Source organism: Helcococcus sp. KG196 (assembly GCF_046035495.1).
Lineage (GTDB): Bacteria > Bacillota > Clostridia > Tissierellales > Peptoniphilaceae > Helcococcus > Helcococcus ovis.
This window is the reverse complement of record NZ_JBFNFI010000001.1, coordinates 171554-187025: the sequence shown is the minus strand read 5'-3', so window position 1 is coordinate 187025 and position 15472 is coordinate 171554. Positions and strand designations below refer to the sequence as shown.

Below are 15472 nucleotides of genomic sequence, written 5' to 3'. Positions count from 1 at the left end.
ATAAAGGAGTATGCTTTGATGAAAGAAAATAATATATCAGTAATTTCAAAAAAATTACATGAAATTGAAGAAATAAGAAGTTTAGTTAATATATCTTCTAAAAGTGAAGTAGTATATAAATATGTTTTCGGTGTGACTGATTTTGAAAAAATAGATTTATATATTAAGGTTTTTACAAATGAAAATGATATTGTGATTAGTAAGCTTAATAACTATTTTGTGAATGAATATGAAGTTATATCTTATAAGTTTATTAATAATACAAAAAATATCATAGAATTAACTTTTGTGAACAATAATAATATATTTGAATATTTATCAGGTAATGAAAAAAATATGATAGTTTTTGATAAAGATAGAGTTTTTAAAGATTTATCTGAGCAAAAATCAAATAGTAATTGGATAATGCCTAAAGAGGATGAATTTATTGAGGAAATTATACAATTTTTATTTAATCTTTCTGAAATAGCGTTATGTTATAAGAAAAAAAATTATATAAAAGTAAGTTTATTAAAGAATGATTTATTGGATAATTTAATTTATATGTTAAATTGTTATATATCTTTAAAATATAATAATCATGTGATAGTTAATCAATATGGAAATGGACTTAGAGATTATTTAGAAGAACAAAAATTTAATGAATTTGAGTATATTGTTTTGGAAAGTTCAAGAGATGATATATGGACAATAATTTTTAAATCTGCTCAGTTGTATAGAACTATTGGTCTATATATATCTGAAAAATTAAAATATACATATCCTAAAAGAGAAGATGTTAAAATAATGAATATTTTAAGAGAAATTTATAAGGAAGAACAATGAAAAAAAGGTTTTTAAGTTTAATATTAACGTTTGTATTAATTATTACATTTGTTCCATTTTCATATGCAGCGAATTTTACATACGAAAAACAAATAAAATCTATGCTTATAGTTGATGTAAATAGTGATAAAATATTATACAAAAAAAACATAGACAAAGCAGTACCTATTGCATCAATGTCTAAAATAATGTCTTTACTTGTATTAAAAGATGCAATTAAAGATGGAAAAATAAAAATGACAGATATTGTTACAATTACAGAAAATTCTGCAAAATATAATATGCCGGGGTATTCTTCTTTTGATTTAGTAAAAGGTGAAAAGGTATCAGTTGAAAATTTATTAAAAGCTTCCATGATTGTTTCGGGGAATGATGCTACAGCAGCTTTAGCTATTCATCTTGCCGGGAGTGAAGAGAAATTTGCAAAATTAATGAATGATAAAGCAAAAGAATTAAAATTAAAAAATTCAAGTTTTATTAATCCTACAGGATTGACGATTGAAAAAGATAAAAAGAAAATTTTTAATAAAATGTCAGCAGATGATTTATTCAAATTATCAAAACATTTATATAAAAAATATCCTGAAATTGAAGAATATGGAAAAATAGCTGTATTAGATGTTGCTGAAAGAAAATATTCTAGAAAATCTACATTGCCGCTAAGAGATAAACAGCCTGGATTAATAGGTTTGAAGACGGGATATACAGAGGAAGCAGGATATTGTTTTGCAGGAATATTTGACTTATCAAAGAACGAGAAAAAAATAAATACTAAAATTTTTACTTTAGTTATAGGTGCTGATTCGGAAGAGATGAGGGCAATCACTACAAATGAATTAATTGATTTTACATTGAATAATTTCTATTTAAATGATGAAATTAATAAAGATAAATTCATAACGGAAATTTATGTTCCGAATTCAGTAGATAAGTATATTAATCTTTATCCCTCGGAAAATTTTAAAGAAATAATTAAAAAGGGAACAATTATTGATTCGGAATATAAAATAAAAGAAGGTATTTATGCACCATTAGAAAATGGACAAGTTATAGGTGAAATAAAACTTTTTGAAAATGGTAAACAAATTAAAAAGATTAATTTAATTAATAAAGGATATAAATCTAAAGAGAGTTTTATTTCAAATATAATTAGTAAAATAAAAACATTTTTTGATGATTTAATGCAATTTATATAAGGAGTTAATGATGAAATATTTATTTTTTGACATAGATGGTACATTATTAAGTCATACAGAAGGAATATCTAAATCTACGATTGAAGCGTTAAAATTAGCTAAAGATAATGGCCATAAGATATTTATATGTACAGGTAGATCATATAGCGAAATACCACAATTAATTTATACATTTAATTTTGACGGAGTAATTGCAGCAGCTGGAGGATATGTAAAAGTTGGAAATGAAGTAATTTTCAATAAAATTATGCCGGAGCATTTAATAGATAATATTATTTATCAATTGGACAAAATGGATATACCATTTATGCTTGAAGGAGTTGAAAAAACATATTCACATAAAGATGCTAGATATATTTATGATGAGAGAAATTTGAAGAGAAAAGCAATAAAAGATAAAACTAAATATGAACATTCAGCTTATGATTACAGGATACCGGAACTATTTACAATAGATGAATATTTTAGTAATAGAACACCTATCAGCAAAATGACATTATATGGAAATGGTCCGGAAAGCTATTTTGAATTAGAACAATTTATTGATAAAGATTTTTATTTATTGAAGTATGATATATATGCTGAGTTAATTAGTAAAGGAATAAGTAAGTTAACAGGTATAGAAAAAGTAATGAATTATTTAAATGCAAGTATTAATGAAACCTTTGCATTTGGAGATAGTTTAAATGATTATGAAATGATAAGAGGAGCAAATATAGGGATTGCTGTAGGAAATGCTTCTGAACCTGTAAAGAAAATAGCTGATTTCATTACAGATGATATTCATGATAATGGAATATACAATGCTATGAAGCATTATAATTTAATTTAAGGAGGAATATATGTTAAAAATTGGAGATAAGGCACCGGAATTTAGTCTTGAGAATCAAGAGGGAAAAATTGTAAATTTATCTGATTTTAGAGGTCAAATAGTTGTTCTATATTTTTATCCGAAAGATAATACACCGGGATGTACAAGTCAAGCTTGTGGTTTTAGAGATATAAATGAGGAGTTAGAAAAGATGAATGTTAAACTTATCGGAATAAGTAAAGACAAGATTTCATCTCATACTAAATTTATTGAAAAATATGGACTAAATTTTGATTTGTTGTCTGATCCTGAAAAAGAAGTACACGAATTATATGGAACATTAGATGAGAAATCTATGTTTGGGAAGTTGGTGTTTGGAACATCTAGAGATACATTTATTATAGATGAAGAAGGCAAAATAAAAGAAATTTTCAGAAAAGTAAAAGCAAAAGATAATCCTTTTGAAATTTTGGATTATCTGAGAAAATAAGAAAGTTATTTTTATATTGTTTTGTAAAATTCGGAAATAGTTTATAGAATTAGGAAATAGTTTATAGAATGCTGGGAAATTTTTTAAAATAAGAAAGTCAAATCAAGCATACAATTTTGTCCGTAAGGAGCATAAGTTTTCGTCAAAAATCCCTAGATATTGAAATCTAGGGATTTTTGACGTGTTTTATTAAATTATTTAAATATTTTTAAGCTTGTTTGATATAAACACTTTACTGAATTTTACCCTTTTTTGATAATTTGTATGCTTCAATTTGATATGTTAAATTTGCACATATACTAATTATTCCGCATATAATTATTGGCAATATACCGGTATTAAATATTATATGTGTTATTAATAAAGTTATTAATAAAAATTCAATCAATTTTTGTATAAAAGTATATGATTTAAATGCAGCTCTATATATTATTGCTTTTTCTGCTTCATCACAAGATTCAACCCATTGCTCTGTAAATTTTAATGATGAAGGATCTCCGTATCTGTCGGGATAAACTTTTATTACAAGATTAACAAATCTCATCAAATAAATAGCTTCGTAAAATGATGAAATAACAAATATTATAGATAATAAAAACCATACACTTAAATTAATAGTTTTTATATTAATATTTGTATAAGACACTGCATAAATTAATATTATAAGTACTGAAACAATAGAAATGATACTTATTGAGATAGCACCATATCTACTAAGTTTTAGTTCTTTTATATCTGCTTCATTATCGTCTTCAATTCCTTTTATTATTTCATTACCTAAAATTTTTATTTTGTATATAAATAGTTCACCTAAAAATAACTCTATTGATAATAGTATGCTAATAATATAAAATCCATAAGATTTAATTGTTTCAGGTATTTTATTCATTAAATTTGAAAATTTTATAAATATTTCTGATTTAATTTTTAAGCCGTAGATTATATAACCGATTGAAAAACCTATTAAAAATCCAATTAAAAGTGATATTAAGAAAATTAATATAAATTTTAGTATTTTATTTTTGATTTTCATTATTTTCCTCCTCATAAATAAAAATTTTTTCTACGGTGGTATTACATATTTTAGCGATTTTTAATGCTAAAGATACTGAAGGAGAATAATCTCCACGCTCTATTAAACTTATTGTTTGCCTGGATACTCCACATAATTTGCCCATTTCTGTTTGATTAACACCGATTTTTGAACGGTATTCTTTTAAATTATTAAACAATGGCATATTTATTCCTTTCTAAAAATCATTTATTATTTCGGCCGAAAATAATGACAAATATTGTTGTCAAAACCATTATACTATTTGACAACAATATTTGTCAAATAGTTTTTTATAAATTATATAAATTACGGATGAAGCTATTATATATCCCATTGAAATGTCAGTAAGGAAATGAGCACCATCAAATATTCTTGATATTCCTACAAGTATTGCCCACAAAATTGGAAATATAATGAAAAAACTATTTAATTTTTTATTAATATTAAAAATTTCAGGTATATAAATTAAAATAAGGCTCGAAGCAGCCGCACTTGTATGACCTGATGGAAATGATTTGAATAAATCAGATGATGGTTTACCATTTAAAATCCACCAATTTGTAAATGTTGAAAATTCTCCTTTTTGATACATGTCAAAGAACCTATGTCTACCCCAAATATTTTTCATAAAATCAAATATAATGAAAATTGTAAAAATTGAAATTGCAGTAAAAAGAACAAATTTAACCAATTTTTCTTTATCTTCAATTTTTATTAATTTAAATAAAACAATAGATGATGAAACATAAAATATGTAAATAAAGATACTTAATAAAATTTGTTTATTGTTGAAGTATCTAGGAATTCCATAGGCTGAAACAATTGGGAAACAAATAAAAAATAATAACATTAAAATATAAGCTAATCTATTTATTTTAAAATTAGAATATTTTAAATAGATTAAAGATGATGTTGTCATTATAATAATCATTGGAAATTCTCCTAAAAATTTAAGTGTTTCAGGATAAAGATTCCCTCTCGAATAAAGTAATTTATTAATTTGTAAGTCATAAAATGATCCTATTAAGATACCTATAAATCCTAATATTAAAAATGATAATAAAATTTTGCTTGATTTTTTCAAAATTTCTCCTTAATAATTTATTATTAATAACTTATAAATTATTTTATCAAAAATACTTTAATAACAAAACGCTTTTTTGATATAATATATACTAATGAGGGAAGTATGGAAATTAAAAGCTTTAATTTAAAAAAAACTGCAGAAGAATATTATTATAAAGGATATTTAAAAAAATCTATTGCTTTATTTGAACGGGCATCTAATTATGCTCAGGGAGATAATTTGCTTGATATTTTGTATTCTCAAGCTATAATTTATGATGAACTTGAGGATTATGATAACTCCTTAAAAAAATTTAATGATGCTTATCAGTTAAACGATTCAAATGCACAAGTTTTGTATGGGATTGCGATGAGTTATGAAAAATTGAGAGATTATAAGAAAGCGGAATACTTTTATAAGCAATGTATTATTCAAGATCCGGAATATGATAGAGCTTTATTTTTTCTAGCTAATTTATATGATGTTGAAAAAAAATATGAACTAGCAATTTATTACTATCAAAAAACTATAGAATTAGTGCCGGATGATTATATAGCATATAATAATATGGGTGCAATTTATGAAAACATTGATAAATTCGATTTAGCACTGGATGCACTTAATAAATCATTAGAGATAAATCCACAATATTTTAGAGCATATTTTAATAAGGGAGTTGTTTTTGGAAGATTAAAAAATTTTCTAAAAGCAGTTGAGAATTATAGGATTTCAATAAGTAAAAATAGTGATTATGGAAATAATTATTTAAATTTATCTGCAATATATATTGAAAAAAAATTGTACAAAGAGTCAGTACATATTTTAACTAAGGGGATAAATAATTCAGCTGATAATTTAGCGAATCTATATTATAATCGAGCTTGTTCATATATAAAGCTAGATGAATTTGAAAAGTCAATGAGTGACTTAAAAAAATCAGTAGAGATTAATAATAATATTGCAGAATATGCAAAAAATGATGAAGACTTTAAAAATATTAGAAAAAATGATATATTTATAAAAATAATTGGAGATTAATATGATTACACTTAAGACAAAAGAAGAGATAGAAGGAATGAGAAAATCAGGTGAAATACTTTGTAAAACTCATTTAGCAATAAGAGAAATTTTAAGACCGGGACTTACTACATTGCAAGTTAATGATTTTGCTGAAGCATTTATGAAATTTAAAAATGCTATTCCAAAACAGAAAGGATATGAGGGATTTCCTTACGCATTATGTACTTCATTAAATGATGTTATTTGTCATGGATTTCCTAAAAAAGAAGATGTTTTAAAAGAAGGGGATATTTTATCAATTGATAATGTTGTTGATTATAATGGGTATTTATCTGATTCTTGTTGGTCATATGCAATTGGAAAGATTTCGGAAGAAGATAAAAAACTTATGGAAGTTACTAAAAATAGTATGTATTTAGGCATAGAACAAGCTGTAGCTGGAAATAGAATTGGTGATATTGGAAATGCGATTCAAACATATGTTGAATCTGAAGGATTTTCAGTAGTTAGAGATTTTGTTGGGCATGGTATTGGAAAAGAAATGCATGAAGATCCACAGGTTCCTCACTATGGTAAATCCGGACGAGGAAGAAGGCTTATGGAAAATATGGTAATTACTGTTGAGCCTATGATAAATGTAGGTACTTGGATGATGAAAATTGATAGTGATGGATGGACTGCAAGAACGAGAGATGGTAAAAAATCATGCCAATTTGAACATACATTTGTAGTTAGAGATGGTAAGGCTGATATTCTAACAAATCAGGATGATTATGAATTAAATGATGAAGAAAAACAATGGATAAAGAATTATAAATTTTAGGAGATTTTAATGAGATCAATACTTAAATTAATTTCAAAATATGGAAGTTCAAATAGTATAATTCCTATTTTAGTTATTGTATCAATAATTGCAACAATATTAGTATATTCATTTATAAAAAATAAGAAAATGAAATACTATATAAATTTAGCAATATTTATAGTAGGAGTGATTTTATTTATTAATGGATATATATTTTTATTAAATACAACAGGATTAGCAATGCTAAAAATTGGAAGTGAAGTTATTACTTTTGGTATAGTGGGTATTATGTTTGCTTTTATTTTAGATATCTTAGATTCATTAGGAGGAATTTTTAAGAAAAAAACAGTTAAGAGAAAATAGGAGGTCATATGATAGGTGCTTTTTTTGATATAGATGGTACCTTAATGAGAGAATCCATTATGGTAAAACATTTCAAAAAATTAGTAAAATATGGAATAATTGATGAAGAATCATATATAAAAAATATAAAAGCTAAGTATGAAGCTTTTGAAAAAAGATATGGTGACTATGATGATTATATTTCAGAAATAGGATTGTTATATAAAGAAAAATTAATGGGAATAAATAAAGCTTTAATTGTTGAAACAGCTAAACAAGTTATCAAAGAAGAAGGTGAGCTGGTTTATACATTTACAAGAGATAGAATTAAATGGCATAAGGAGCAAGGGCATAAAGTATTTTTTGTGTCAGGGTCTCCTACTTATTTAGTAAAGATGCTTGGACAAGTATATAATATAGATGATTGCTCAGGTACAGATTATATTTTTGATTGCGATGGTAATTTTACCGGACAAATTTCCCAAATGTGGGATAGTGATTCAAAGTTAAAAGAGATAAAATTTTTAGTTGAAAAATACGATATTGACATTGATAATTCATATGCATATGGAGATACAAATGGGGATTTTTCAATGTTAAAAACTATGAAGAATGCAACAGCGATAAATCCATCCAAAAAATTTTTGGATATAATTAGAGATGATAAAGAACTTAGGGGAAGAGTCGATATTATTGTTGAAAGAAAAGATGTAATTTATCATGTAGATATAAATGTCGACCATTATACATTAAAAACTGAATAAAATTTAATAAAAAAAAAGTTAAAGTACTGTATAATCAGAAAATTTATGATTATATAGTATTTTTTTTGTATCTTGATAAACACTTATCTTTTTATGTATATTTATAAAGTATTCAGGAGGATAAGTCAGGATACAATATAATGAAATATGTTGATAAATTAATAATTGAGGAGATATTTGAAGACTTTTATAAATATAATAAAGAGTACAAAAATATTATTAAAGAGGAGCAATATAAATATTTTATTAATAAAAGGAGAGTAAAGAAAAGTAAGAAAAAATTTAATATAAAAAATACTGAACAATTAATGTTTCTTTTATTTTCAATGCTTGATAAAAAAGAAAAAGATTTAATAGAAATGAAATTTAAGTACAGGATGTCAATCACTGATATCTGTACTATACTGTATATATCAGAATCAACGTATCATAGGAGGATGAGAAAAATATATAGTAAAATGAGTAAGTATATAAAAGAGTTTGAAGGATTATTTAATATAAAATAAAAAGGAGGAAATCCTGAAATAATTGTAATTTAAATTTACAATTAAGTTTTTCCTCCTGTTATACAATTATTCTATCCCGTAAGAAATAATGACACCATTATTATTAAAAGTATAATCTATTATTTTGAATCTTCTTATTTCTGATAATGATGATACGGTAATACAATTTTTTTCAATAGAAAAAATACCGGGTATAGTAGTTCTATTATTTGATTTTATAATTTTAACATCGTTTTTAATATATTCGTTAATATTTTTTTCTAGTATTGAAATTATTTGTTCAACATCTTTTTCGAAAAATAAATTATTAATAGAGAATGTTGATTTTTCAATTCTTGTATAAAATTTTTCACAATCTAATGAAAAATATTTTTTTAAAACGGATTTAATAAGTAATCTTGCTGTTAAAGATTTTAAAATTTTGTATCTATTTTCATAATTTACTGATATACTTATCTTATCAGATATAGGTTTAAGGTTTGATACTAAAACTGTACCAACACTTGAATCGTATATATAATCTACTTTTTGATCATTTATCATAATTTCTTCTTTTTCAATATTAAGTTTTTTATAATCTAATAAGATGTTATCGGCAGGGACAATATGATATTTTGCTTCAAAAAATTTTCTTTTTACAATACGTGTATTTATTTTATTTATATAATTATTTAACATTTTTACCTCTAGGAGTTTTCATGAAAAGACCAATAATTTTTATTTTAATCTATTATATTTTAGGTATAATTTTTTATGAATTTTTTGATCTTAACTTAAATTTTTATATTTTTTTATTATTCATTTTTCTTTTATTTTATAGTAAAAATAAAAAAAATGCTATACTAATGATTATAATCATTTTTATTTCCATAATTTCAGTATATCTTAGATATCCATCAAATCAAGTAAGTAAGACAAAAATTCGTGCTGAAATATTTAGAAAAGAAGTTAAAGAATTTAATATTCATTATTATTTAAGATATAAAAATTTTAATATTTTATTAAAAACCAGCAAAGATTTTGCTTTAGGGGATATTGTTTCTTTTACTGAAAAATTAAATAAACCAAAGACATCAAATAATTTTAACACATTTAATAAGGAAAGCTATTTAAAGAGTAAAAATGTTTTTTATGAAGTTAATTCAAAAATTGTATCTAAAATTGGTCATAAAAATAGATTGAAATATAGCATTTACAATCATCTTAAAGAATTTTTTGATGAAAATTTAAATAAGATTTCTTCATCATTTATGAATTCTATGATTTTGTCAGAAAAATCCGATAATGAAATGTTTGATGATTTTAAGGATTTGGGATTATCTCATGTTTTAGCTATTTCGGGACTTCATTTAAATATTTTGATATTATTCTTAGATAGTATTGGCAGAAGAATGAAAATAAGCAAAAAATATTTTGGGATATTTGTAATTATGTTTTTAATATTTTACGGATATCTTGTTGATTTTCCAATTTCTTTAATTAGGGCTTTAAGTATGTATGTTATAACAATGTTTGCTATTTACACAAATAATATAAAAGATAGATATAATACACTTTTTGTATCTATGTTAGTGTCACTTATTGTGAATCCATTTTTCATATATTCGACAGGATTTTACCTTAGTTATATAACTATGTTTTCAATATATTATTTACCTAATAAAGTGTCTAATTTATACAAAAAAATTCCAAAAATTTTTATTACACCAATAGCTATTCAAATAGGTTTACTCCCATTTTCAATTTACTTTTTCAATAAAATAAATTTACTCTCCATTTTTACAAATATACTTATATTACCATTTGTAAGTGTAGCTTTATTATCGGGTTTTACCTATATTTTTATTAGATTAAAATTAGTAAGCTTATTTATTGAGGGTATTTTTTGCATCGTTTCGCTTATAATTTCTCCATTTAATGTAATAAAAGAATCATTTGAAATAACATTTCCTTATTCAAATGTAAAAATGATTGTAATTTATTATTTAATTATAATTTGCATCTTAAATTACAGAATGATTTTATATAAATTTAGAAAGAATAAGAAATTATACTTAATTTTTGCGATTTTTCCAGTAATTTTACTGAAAACATTCTTATTGCCTTATGCTGTGATAAATGTTGTTGATGTAGGTCAGGGAGGTGCAATAATGCTTAGAAATAAAGGTATTACAACACTTATAGACACCGGGGGAAATATGTTTAATCCGGAATTATCAGGCAGAAATCTTTATGATTATTTATATAAGAATGGCGTCACAAAAATTGACAATGTCTTTATTTCTCACAATGATTTTGACCACATGGGAAATTTGCAATATTTAGTATCAGTTATGAATATTGGAAAAATTTATTCCAACACACTAAAAAATTACAATGCAAAATCTCTAAAAAATGGAGAAAAGATAAATATTGGGAATGCATGTTTTAAGGTGATTTTAGATGGTAAAAATGCAAAGTCTTCTAATGATAGTTCACTCGTACTTTTGTTAAAAGTTTTTAATAGTAATATTTTACTCACAGGAGATGCTGAGGATAAGGAGAAATTTATAAAAAATGAGGATAGGATAGATTTTTTAAAAATTTCACATCATCAACTATTGGAAAGACTTAATAACAGAAATATAAAAACATTTATAATCGAAAAGCAAGGAAACATTGAAATCTACATTAATAGATACGGATATTCGATATATCCGTATAAACATAAGTATGATGTGGTGGAGTTTATTAAGAAAATTATTTTGTATTAGGAAAAATATAAAATAATTCGTAAGATGCCAAAGGAAAATCAATAACAGAATTTATATATTTGTACTACTGTTACTAGGACTTAACATAGTTACAGGGGGGATATTTGACTTCAGTAAGAACTCCAAGAAAAGATTTTATTATAAGCATCTTAAGAGGATATGTCTTAGTTGCTTTGAGTGTAAACATCATTCCATCAATATTTGGAGTTAATTCAATTTGGTATGCAATGATAGTTTTGGAGTTTATCACATTAGTTGTATCAATAGTTCTTTTTATTAAATATAAAAAGGGGGGATTGGAAGAGTAGTTCCAATTCTATATGAAATTGCATAAAATTGGAAATTAACTTCCGATTATTATGAAGATAAATTATGTAAATTTTTTCGAGTATTCGTTTCAAAAAATGTTCCGATTTTATGATAGCTATAAATCATGTAAATAGGAGTTTATTTAAATATACAGGTAATTTTTTTAGGACAACTACCTGTAAATTTTAATAATGTAATAATTACATGTATGTAAAACAGTGATTTGTAAAATTTTTCATGTAAATTGTTAAAATATTTGTAATACATGATTATTTTTAACCTTTTTTACCTGTAATATAAAAAAATTATTATAATACATGATTTTCAAAAGAATTTACCTGTAATTATAAGTGGGATATTCATGTTAAGGGCATAAAAGCTTGAATAAATTTGTAAATGAGCTTGTTTTTTGTTGTTAGAAATATGCTATAAAATTTTTCATTTATTAAGGTAATAATAGAAGATTAAGGTAATATAGAAGATTATGGCACTATAGTAGCATTTATTCAATGGCTGTAAATTTTTTTCTATTTTTAAAAAAAAATTAAAAATTCTTCTAAATATCTTAGCTTAAGGTATATAGAGTATTAATTTATTCAAAAAATTCATGGGGATAAATTATAAATATTGGTACTAAAATAGTAGTTGTTTCACATATATATTATTAGAGTTTTTTGAAGATAAATTTAGAACTATAAAAAAAGTATTGACATTTTAATTTGAAGATGCTATTATATCTATGTTGCTAAAAAACGGCGGTGTAGCTCAGTTGGCTAGAGCATACGGTTCATACCCGTAGTGTCGGCAGTTCAAATCTGTCCACCGCTACCAATTTGCGGAAGTGGCTCAGTGGTAGAGCATCGCCTTGCCAAGGCGAGGGTCGCGAGTTCGAATCTCGTTTTCCGCTCCACTAAGCATCAATTGTGTAATTGGTGCTTTTTTTATTATTTTAATATTTGTGTCGTTAGCTCAGCTGGATAGAGCGTCTGGCTACGGACCAGAAGGTCGAGGGTTCGAATCCTTTACGACACGCCAAAAAAGATTAGATTATATCTAGTCTTTTTTATTTTGTTTTATAAGTATTTTTGATATAATATAACAAAAGGTTAGAAAATTATCAGTTGTGATATTGCTCACATTCATTTGAGTTTGTTAGATGTATTATAACTATATAAGTAATTTAAGATAAATAAATTTAAGGAGGTGGATATGAAAAAAAATAAAATTATATTGGTAGGAGATGGTGCTGTTGGTTCAAGTTTTGCATTTGCTTGTACAATTTTAGGAGTAGGTAGAGAATTGGGTATTATAGATCTGAATGCCGATAAGGCTGAAGGTGATGCGATGGATTTATCCGATGCTTTAGCATTTACTGCATCAAAAGATATTTATAAGGCGACATATGAAGATTGTCATGATGCTGATATAGTTGTTATTACAGCGGGTATTCCACAAAAGCCTGGTGAAACAAGATTGCAATTAGTTGATAAAAACTTAAAGATTTTTAAGGATATTGTAACAAGTGTAGTAGGTTCTGGATTTAATGGTATATTTTTAGTAGCAAGTAATCCTGTTGATGTTATGACATATGCTACATGGAAATATTCAGGATTTAATGCAAATAGAGTAATTGGTACAGGTACAGTTTTAGATTCAAATAGATTAAGAAAAGAAATAGCTGAAATTACAAAAGTAGATCCTAAGTCAATTCATGCATACATTATGGGTGAACATGGAGATAGTGAATTTCCGGTATGGTCACATGCAAATATTGGTGGATTACCAATAGCTGAATGGACAAAACATAATCAAGTTGATGAAGAAACATTACTACAATCATTTGACAAGGTAAGAGATGCGGCGTATGAAATTATAAATCGAAAAGGTGCTACATTTTATGGAATAGCAGTAGCTATGGCCAAAATTGCTCAAGCTATTTTAAATAATGAAAATAGTATATATTCCGTATCATCATATTTAAGGGGAGAATATGGACAAGAAGACTTATATATTGGAGTGCCAGCAATTATAAATTCAAATGGTGTGAAAAATGTTTTAGAAATTTCATTAAATGATAATGAACAGGAAAGAATGAATGCATCTGCAAAAACATTAAGAGATATTATTGAAAAAAGTTTTTATAAAAAATAATATTAAAATGTTTAAATAAAATAATAATTTAAAAAGCCCTTGAACTACTGATGAATAGTTCAAGGGCTTTTTTTTATTCAAAAATCTTTAATATTTTTGTAATATTTACGTGGAAATTATGTAGATTTTATAGTATAATTTTAATTGCAAAATTATTGAGAGGGGATAGTGATGTTAGAGAATAGTTTGGATTTTGAAAAAAGTCTTGAATATCAGTTTTTATATAATGAAGATCCAGATTCAATTTATTTATTGCTATCTTGGCTTGAAAATAAAAATGTTGGCAATAATTTCACGCCTAAATATGACGTAACTAAAGCATTATTAACAGGATTGCGAAGAAGTATAAGAGGTAGAAAAGATAAAAAGCTAATAGTTGATGCTATTAGTAAAATGGTTAGTGAAGATTTGAGTAGACTGGAGTTTGCTTTTTCAATAAAAGCATATACAAATGCGTATTATTGTGAAGATTTAATTGATCAATTGGAGAGAATCGCATTAAAATTATATAATCCTTCAGAATTAAATAATATGAGACTTTTATTGCAAAATTCAAAAGACACAGCTGTTATTGATTTTAAGAAACAAATAAAAGATGATTTTATGAAGAGTAAAATAATCGCAAATAATGAAGTTAATGTCAATTATTTCTTAGATAAAAATATTAAGAAAAAATTTTTTAGAATAAACTTTTACATTGATAAACAAGTTGTAGTAGATACAAATAATGCAAATATTTTAACTCTTGAGGGTAAAAATTTGACAATTAATGAATTGCTTCACATTTATAATAAAGCTAAATTTTATATAAACAGAAGCATTAATGAAGCATATTTTAATCAATTTTGGTGTGCATTAAATGATTGTGTATTAGGAAGATATAGATGATTATTTTAGGTATAGATCCCGGTATTGCAATTGTTGGCTATGGAATAATAAAAAAAGATGGAAATACGATTAGTATGTTAGAATATGGAAGTATTCAAACAGATGCTAATATTAAAACTCAAGATAGGTTGGAAATTATTTTTAATGAATTAAATGCAATTATAAAGCAATATAAACCTACTGAAGTCGCCTACGAAAAATTATTTCATGAGAAAAATACAAAGACGTTTATAAACGTTAGTCAAGCAAGAGGTGTTGAAATACTTGCTGCTAAGGTAAATAATTTGGAAATATATGAATATACTCCTTTACAAATAAAGACAGCATTAACTGGATATGGACGAGCTGTAAAAAAACAAGTTCAAGAAAGTGTTAAGAGAATTTTAAATCTTAAGGATATTCCAAAACCTGATGATGCAGCAGATGCATTAGCTATAGCGATATGTCATAGTTTTAGTGGTAAACTTAAAGATTTATATAAAATGGAGTAGT

Annotated in this window: 18 protein-coding genes and 3 tRNA genes; 17 read left to right on the top strand and 4 right to left on the bottom strand. The window is 24.8% G+C overall.

The genetic code is table 11. The features are described from left to right. Positions 1-18: 18 nt before the first annotated feature. The 4 genes from ABGF45_RS00895 to bcp are packed head-to-tail and all read left to right on the top strand — an operon-like array spanning position 19 to position 3322. A complete protein-coding gene (locus ABGF45_RS00895; RefSeq protein WP_167604053.1) occupies positions 19-825 on the top strand; it encodes an aminoglycoside 6-adenylyltransferase in 807 nt (268 codons plus the stop codon). After that, entirely contained in the window at positions 822-2021 is a 1200-nt protein-coding gene (locus ABGF45_RS00890) for a D-alanyl-D-alanine carboxypeptidase family protein (protein WP_408125246.1), read from the top strand. Before ABGF45_RS00895 ends, ABGF45_RS00890 begins: the two co-directional genes overlap by 4 nt. Before the next feature lie 10 nt (positions 2022-2031). After that, positions 2032-2853 carry a Cof-type HAD-IIB family hydrolase gene (locus ABGF45_RS00885; protein WP_167604055.1) on the top strand — a complete coding sequence of 274 codons (822 nt, stop codon included), beginning with the start codon at positions 2032-2034 and terminating at the stop codon, positions 2851-2853. A gap of 10 nt (positions 2854-2863) precedes the next feature. Beyond that, positions 2864-3322, top strand: a complete 459-nt coding sequence (gene bcp / locus ABGF45_RS00880) for a thioredoxin-dependent thiol peroxidase (RefSeq protein ID WP_134711402.1) — start codon at positions 2864-2866, stop codon at positions 3320-3322. A gap of 232 nt (positions 3323-3554) precedes the next feature. Here bcp and ABGF45_RS00875 read toward each other — a convergent pair whose 3' ends face one another. From ABGF45_RS00875 to ABGF45_RS00865, 3 genes are all read right to left on the bottom strand, one after another. Continuing rightward, positions 3555-4355 (bottom strand): DUF3169 family protein, encoded by an 801-nt coding sequence (locus ABGF45_RS00875; RefSeq protein WP_167554124.1) that lies wholly within the window; start codon positions 4353-4355, stop codon positions 3555-3557. Next, positions 4339-4560 carry a helix-turn-helix transcriptional regulator gene (locus ABGF45_RS00870; RefSeq protein WP_134711404.1) on the bottom strand — a complete coding sequence of 74 codons (222 nt, stop codon included), beginning with the start codon at positions 4558-4560 and terminating at the stop codon, positions 4339-4341. The genes ABGF45_RS00875 and ABGF45_RS00870 overlap by 17 nt, the downstream gene beginning before the upstream one ends. A 69-nt stretch (positions 4561-4629) precedes the next feature. Continuing rightward, the gene (locus ABGF45_RS00865; RefSeq protein WP_134743956.1) at positions 4630-5460 is read right to left on the bottom strand and encodes a phosphatase PAP2 family protein; all 831 of its coding nucleotides are present in this window, start codon (positions 5458-5460) and stop codon (positions 4630-4632) included. A gap of 105 nt (positions 5461-5565) precedes the next feature. Here ABGF45_RS00865 and ABGF45_RS00860 point away from each other — a divergent pair, with 105 nt between their 5' ends. The 5 genes from ABGF45_RS00860 (at position 5566) to ABGF45_RS00840 (ending at position 8879) form a co-directional block, all read left to right on the top strand. Further along, the gene (locus ABGF45_RS00860; protein ID WP_134743954.1) at positions 5566-6480 is read left to right on the top strand and encodes a lipopolysaccharide assembly protein LapB; all 915 of its coding nucleotides are present in this window, start codon (positions 5566-5568) and stop codon (positions 6478-6480) included. A gap of 1 nt (position 6481) precedes the next feature. Further along, a complete protein-coding gene (map, locus tag ABGF45_RS00855) occupies positions 6482-7285 on the top strand; it encodes a type I methionyl aminopeptidase (RefSeq protein WP_134711407.1) in 804 nt (267 codons plus the stop codon). A 9-nt stretch (positions 7286-7294) separates the two neighbouring features. Beyond that, on the top strand, positions 7295-7630 hold the full coding sequence (locus ABGF45_RS00850; protein WP_134711408.1) for a hypothetical protein: 336 nt from the start codon (positions 7295-7297) through the stop codon (positions 7628-7630). An 8-nt stretch (positions 7631-7638) separates the two neighbouring features. Further along, a complete protein-coding gene (locus ABGF45_RS00845; RefSeq protein WP_134711409.1) occupies positions 7639-8373 on the top strand; it encodes an HAD family phosphatase in 735 nt (244 codons plus the stop codon). Positions 8374-8513: 140 nt separating this feature from the next. Then, positions 8514-8879, top strand: coding sequence for a sigma-70 family RNA polymerase sigma factor (locus ABGF45_RS00840; protein WP_134711410.1), 366 nt, complete (start codon positions 8514-8516; stop codon positions 8877-8879). A 66-nt stretch (positions 8880-8945) separates the two neighbouring features. Here ABGF45_RS00840 and ABGF45_RS00835 read toward each other — a convergent pair whose 3' ends face one another. Beyond that, on the bottom strand, positions 8946-9557 hold the full coding sequence (locus ABGF45_RS00835) for a hypothetical protein (RefSeq protein WP_134711411.1): 612 nt from the start codon (positions 9555-9557) through the stop codon (positions 8946-8948). A gap of 20 nt (positions 9558-9577) precedes the next feature. On the opposite strand from ABGF45_RS00835, the gene ABGF45_RS00830 reads away from it, so the two are divergent. From ABGF45_RS00830 to ruvC, 8 genes are all read left to right on the top strand, one after another. After that, positions 9578-11632: a ComEC/Rec2 family competence protein gene (locus ABGF45_RS00830; protein WP_134711412.1), complete on the top strand. Its 2055-nt coding sequence runs from the start codon at positions 9578-9580 to the stop codon at positions 11630-11632. 104 nt (positions 11633-11736) lie between these two features. Further along, complete coding sequence (locus tag ABGF45_RS00825) at positions 11737-11940, top strand: hypothetical protein (RefSeq protein ID WP_134710621.1); 204 nt, start codon at positions 11737-11739, stop codon at positions 11938-11940. 755 nt (positions 11941-12695) lie between these two features. After that, a tRNA-Met gene (locus ABGF45_RS00820) sits at positions 12696-12772 on the top strand. A 4-nt stretch (positions 12773-12776) separates the two neighbouring features. After that, positions 12777-12851, top strand: a tRNA-Gly gene (locus ABGF45_RS00815). A 48-nt stretch (positions 12852-12899) separates the two neighbouring features. Next, a tRNA-Arg gene (locus ABGF45_RS00810) sits at positions 12900-12976 on the top strand. 174 nt (positions 12977-13150) lie between these two features. Then, positions 13151-14092: an L-lactate dehydrogenase gene (locus ABGF45_RS00805; protein ID WP_134710622.1), complete on the top strand. Its 942-nt coding sequence runs from the start codon at positions 13151-13153 to the stop codon at positions 14090-14092. 171 nt (positions 14093-14263) lie between these two features. Further along, positions 14264-14980, top strand: coding sequence for a hypothetical protein (locus ABGF45_RS00800; RefSeq protein WP_134710623.1), 717 nt, complete (start codon positions 14264-14266; stop codon positions 14978-14980). Next, on the top strand, positions 14977-15471 hold the full coding sequence (ruvC, locus tag ABGF45_RS00795; protein WP_134744330.1) for a crossover junction endodeoxyribonuclease RuvC: 495 nt from the start codon (positions 14977-14979) through the stop codon (positions 15469-15471). Before ABGF45_RS00800 ends, ruvC begins: the two co-directional genes overlap by 4 nt. Position 15472: the final 1 nt, after the last annotated feature.

Excerpts from the sequence above, each read along its gene's own strand:
- ABGF45_RS00875 (WP_167554124.1), bottom strand. The coding sequence starts at position 4,355 with ATGAAAATCAAAAATAAAATACTAAAATTTATATTAATTTTCTTAATA.
- map (WP_134711407.1), top strand. The coding sequence starts at position 6,482 with ATGATTACACTTAAGACAAAAGAAGAGATAGAAGGAATGAGAAAATCA.
- ABGF45_RS00835 (WP_134711411.1), bottom strand. The coding sequence starts at position 9,557 with ATGTTAAATAATTATATAAATAAAATAAATACACGTATTGTAAAAAGA.
- ABGF45_RS00890 (WP_408125246.1), top strand. The coding sequence starts at position 822 with ATGAAAAAAAGGTTTTTAAGTTTAATATTAACGTTTGTATTAATTATT.
- ABGF45_RS00805 (WP_134710622.1), top strand. The coding sequence starts at position 13,151 with ATGAAAAAAAATAAAATTATATTGGTAGGAGATGGTGCTGTTGGTTCA.
- ABGF45_RS00800 (WP_134710623.1), top strand. The coding sequence starts at position 14,264 with ATGTTAGAGAATAGTTTGGATTTTGAAAAAAGTCTTGAATATCAGTTT.
- ABGF45_RS00850 (WP_134711408.1), top strand. The coding sequence starts at position 7,295 with ATGAGATCAATACTTAAATTAATTTCAAAATATGGAAGTTCAAATAGT.
- ABGF45_RS00895 (WP_167604053.1), top strand. The coding sequence starts at position 19 with ATGAAAGAAAATAATATATCAGTAATTTCAAAAAAATTACATGAAATT.
- ABGF45_RS00860 (WP_134743954.1), top strand. The coding sequence starts at position 5,566 with ATGGAAATTAAAAGCTTTAATTTAAAAAAAACTGCAGAAGAATATTAT.
- bcp (WP_134711402.1), top strand. The coding sequence starts at position 2,864 with ATGTTAAAAATTGGAGATAAGGCACCGGAATTTAGTCTTGAGAATCAA.
- ABGF45_RS00840 (WP_134711410.1), top strand. The coding sequence starts at position 8,514 with ATGAAATATGTTGATAAATTAATAATTGAGGAGATATTTGAAGACTTT.
- ABGF45_RS00885 (WP_167604055.1), top strand. The coding sequence starts at position 2,032 with ATGAAATATTTATTTTTTGACATAGATGGTACATTATTAAGTCATACA.
- ABGF45_RS00830 (WP_134711412.1), top strand. The coding sequence starts at position 9,578 with ATGAAAAGACCAATAATTTTTATTTTAATCTATTATATTTTAGGTATA.
- ruvC (WP_134744330.1), top strand. The coding sequence starts at position 14,977 with ATGATTATTTTAGGTATAGATCCCGGTATTGCAATTGTTGGCTATGGA.
- ABGF45_RS00870 (WP_134711404.1), bottom strand. The coding sequence starts at position 4,560 with ATGCCATTGTTTAATAATTTAAAAGAATACCGTTCAAAAATCGGTGTT.
- ABGF45_RS00845 (WP_134711409.1), top strand. The coding sequence starts at position 7,639 with ATGATAGGTGCTTTTTTTGATATAGATGGTACCTTAATGAGAGAATCC.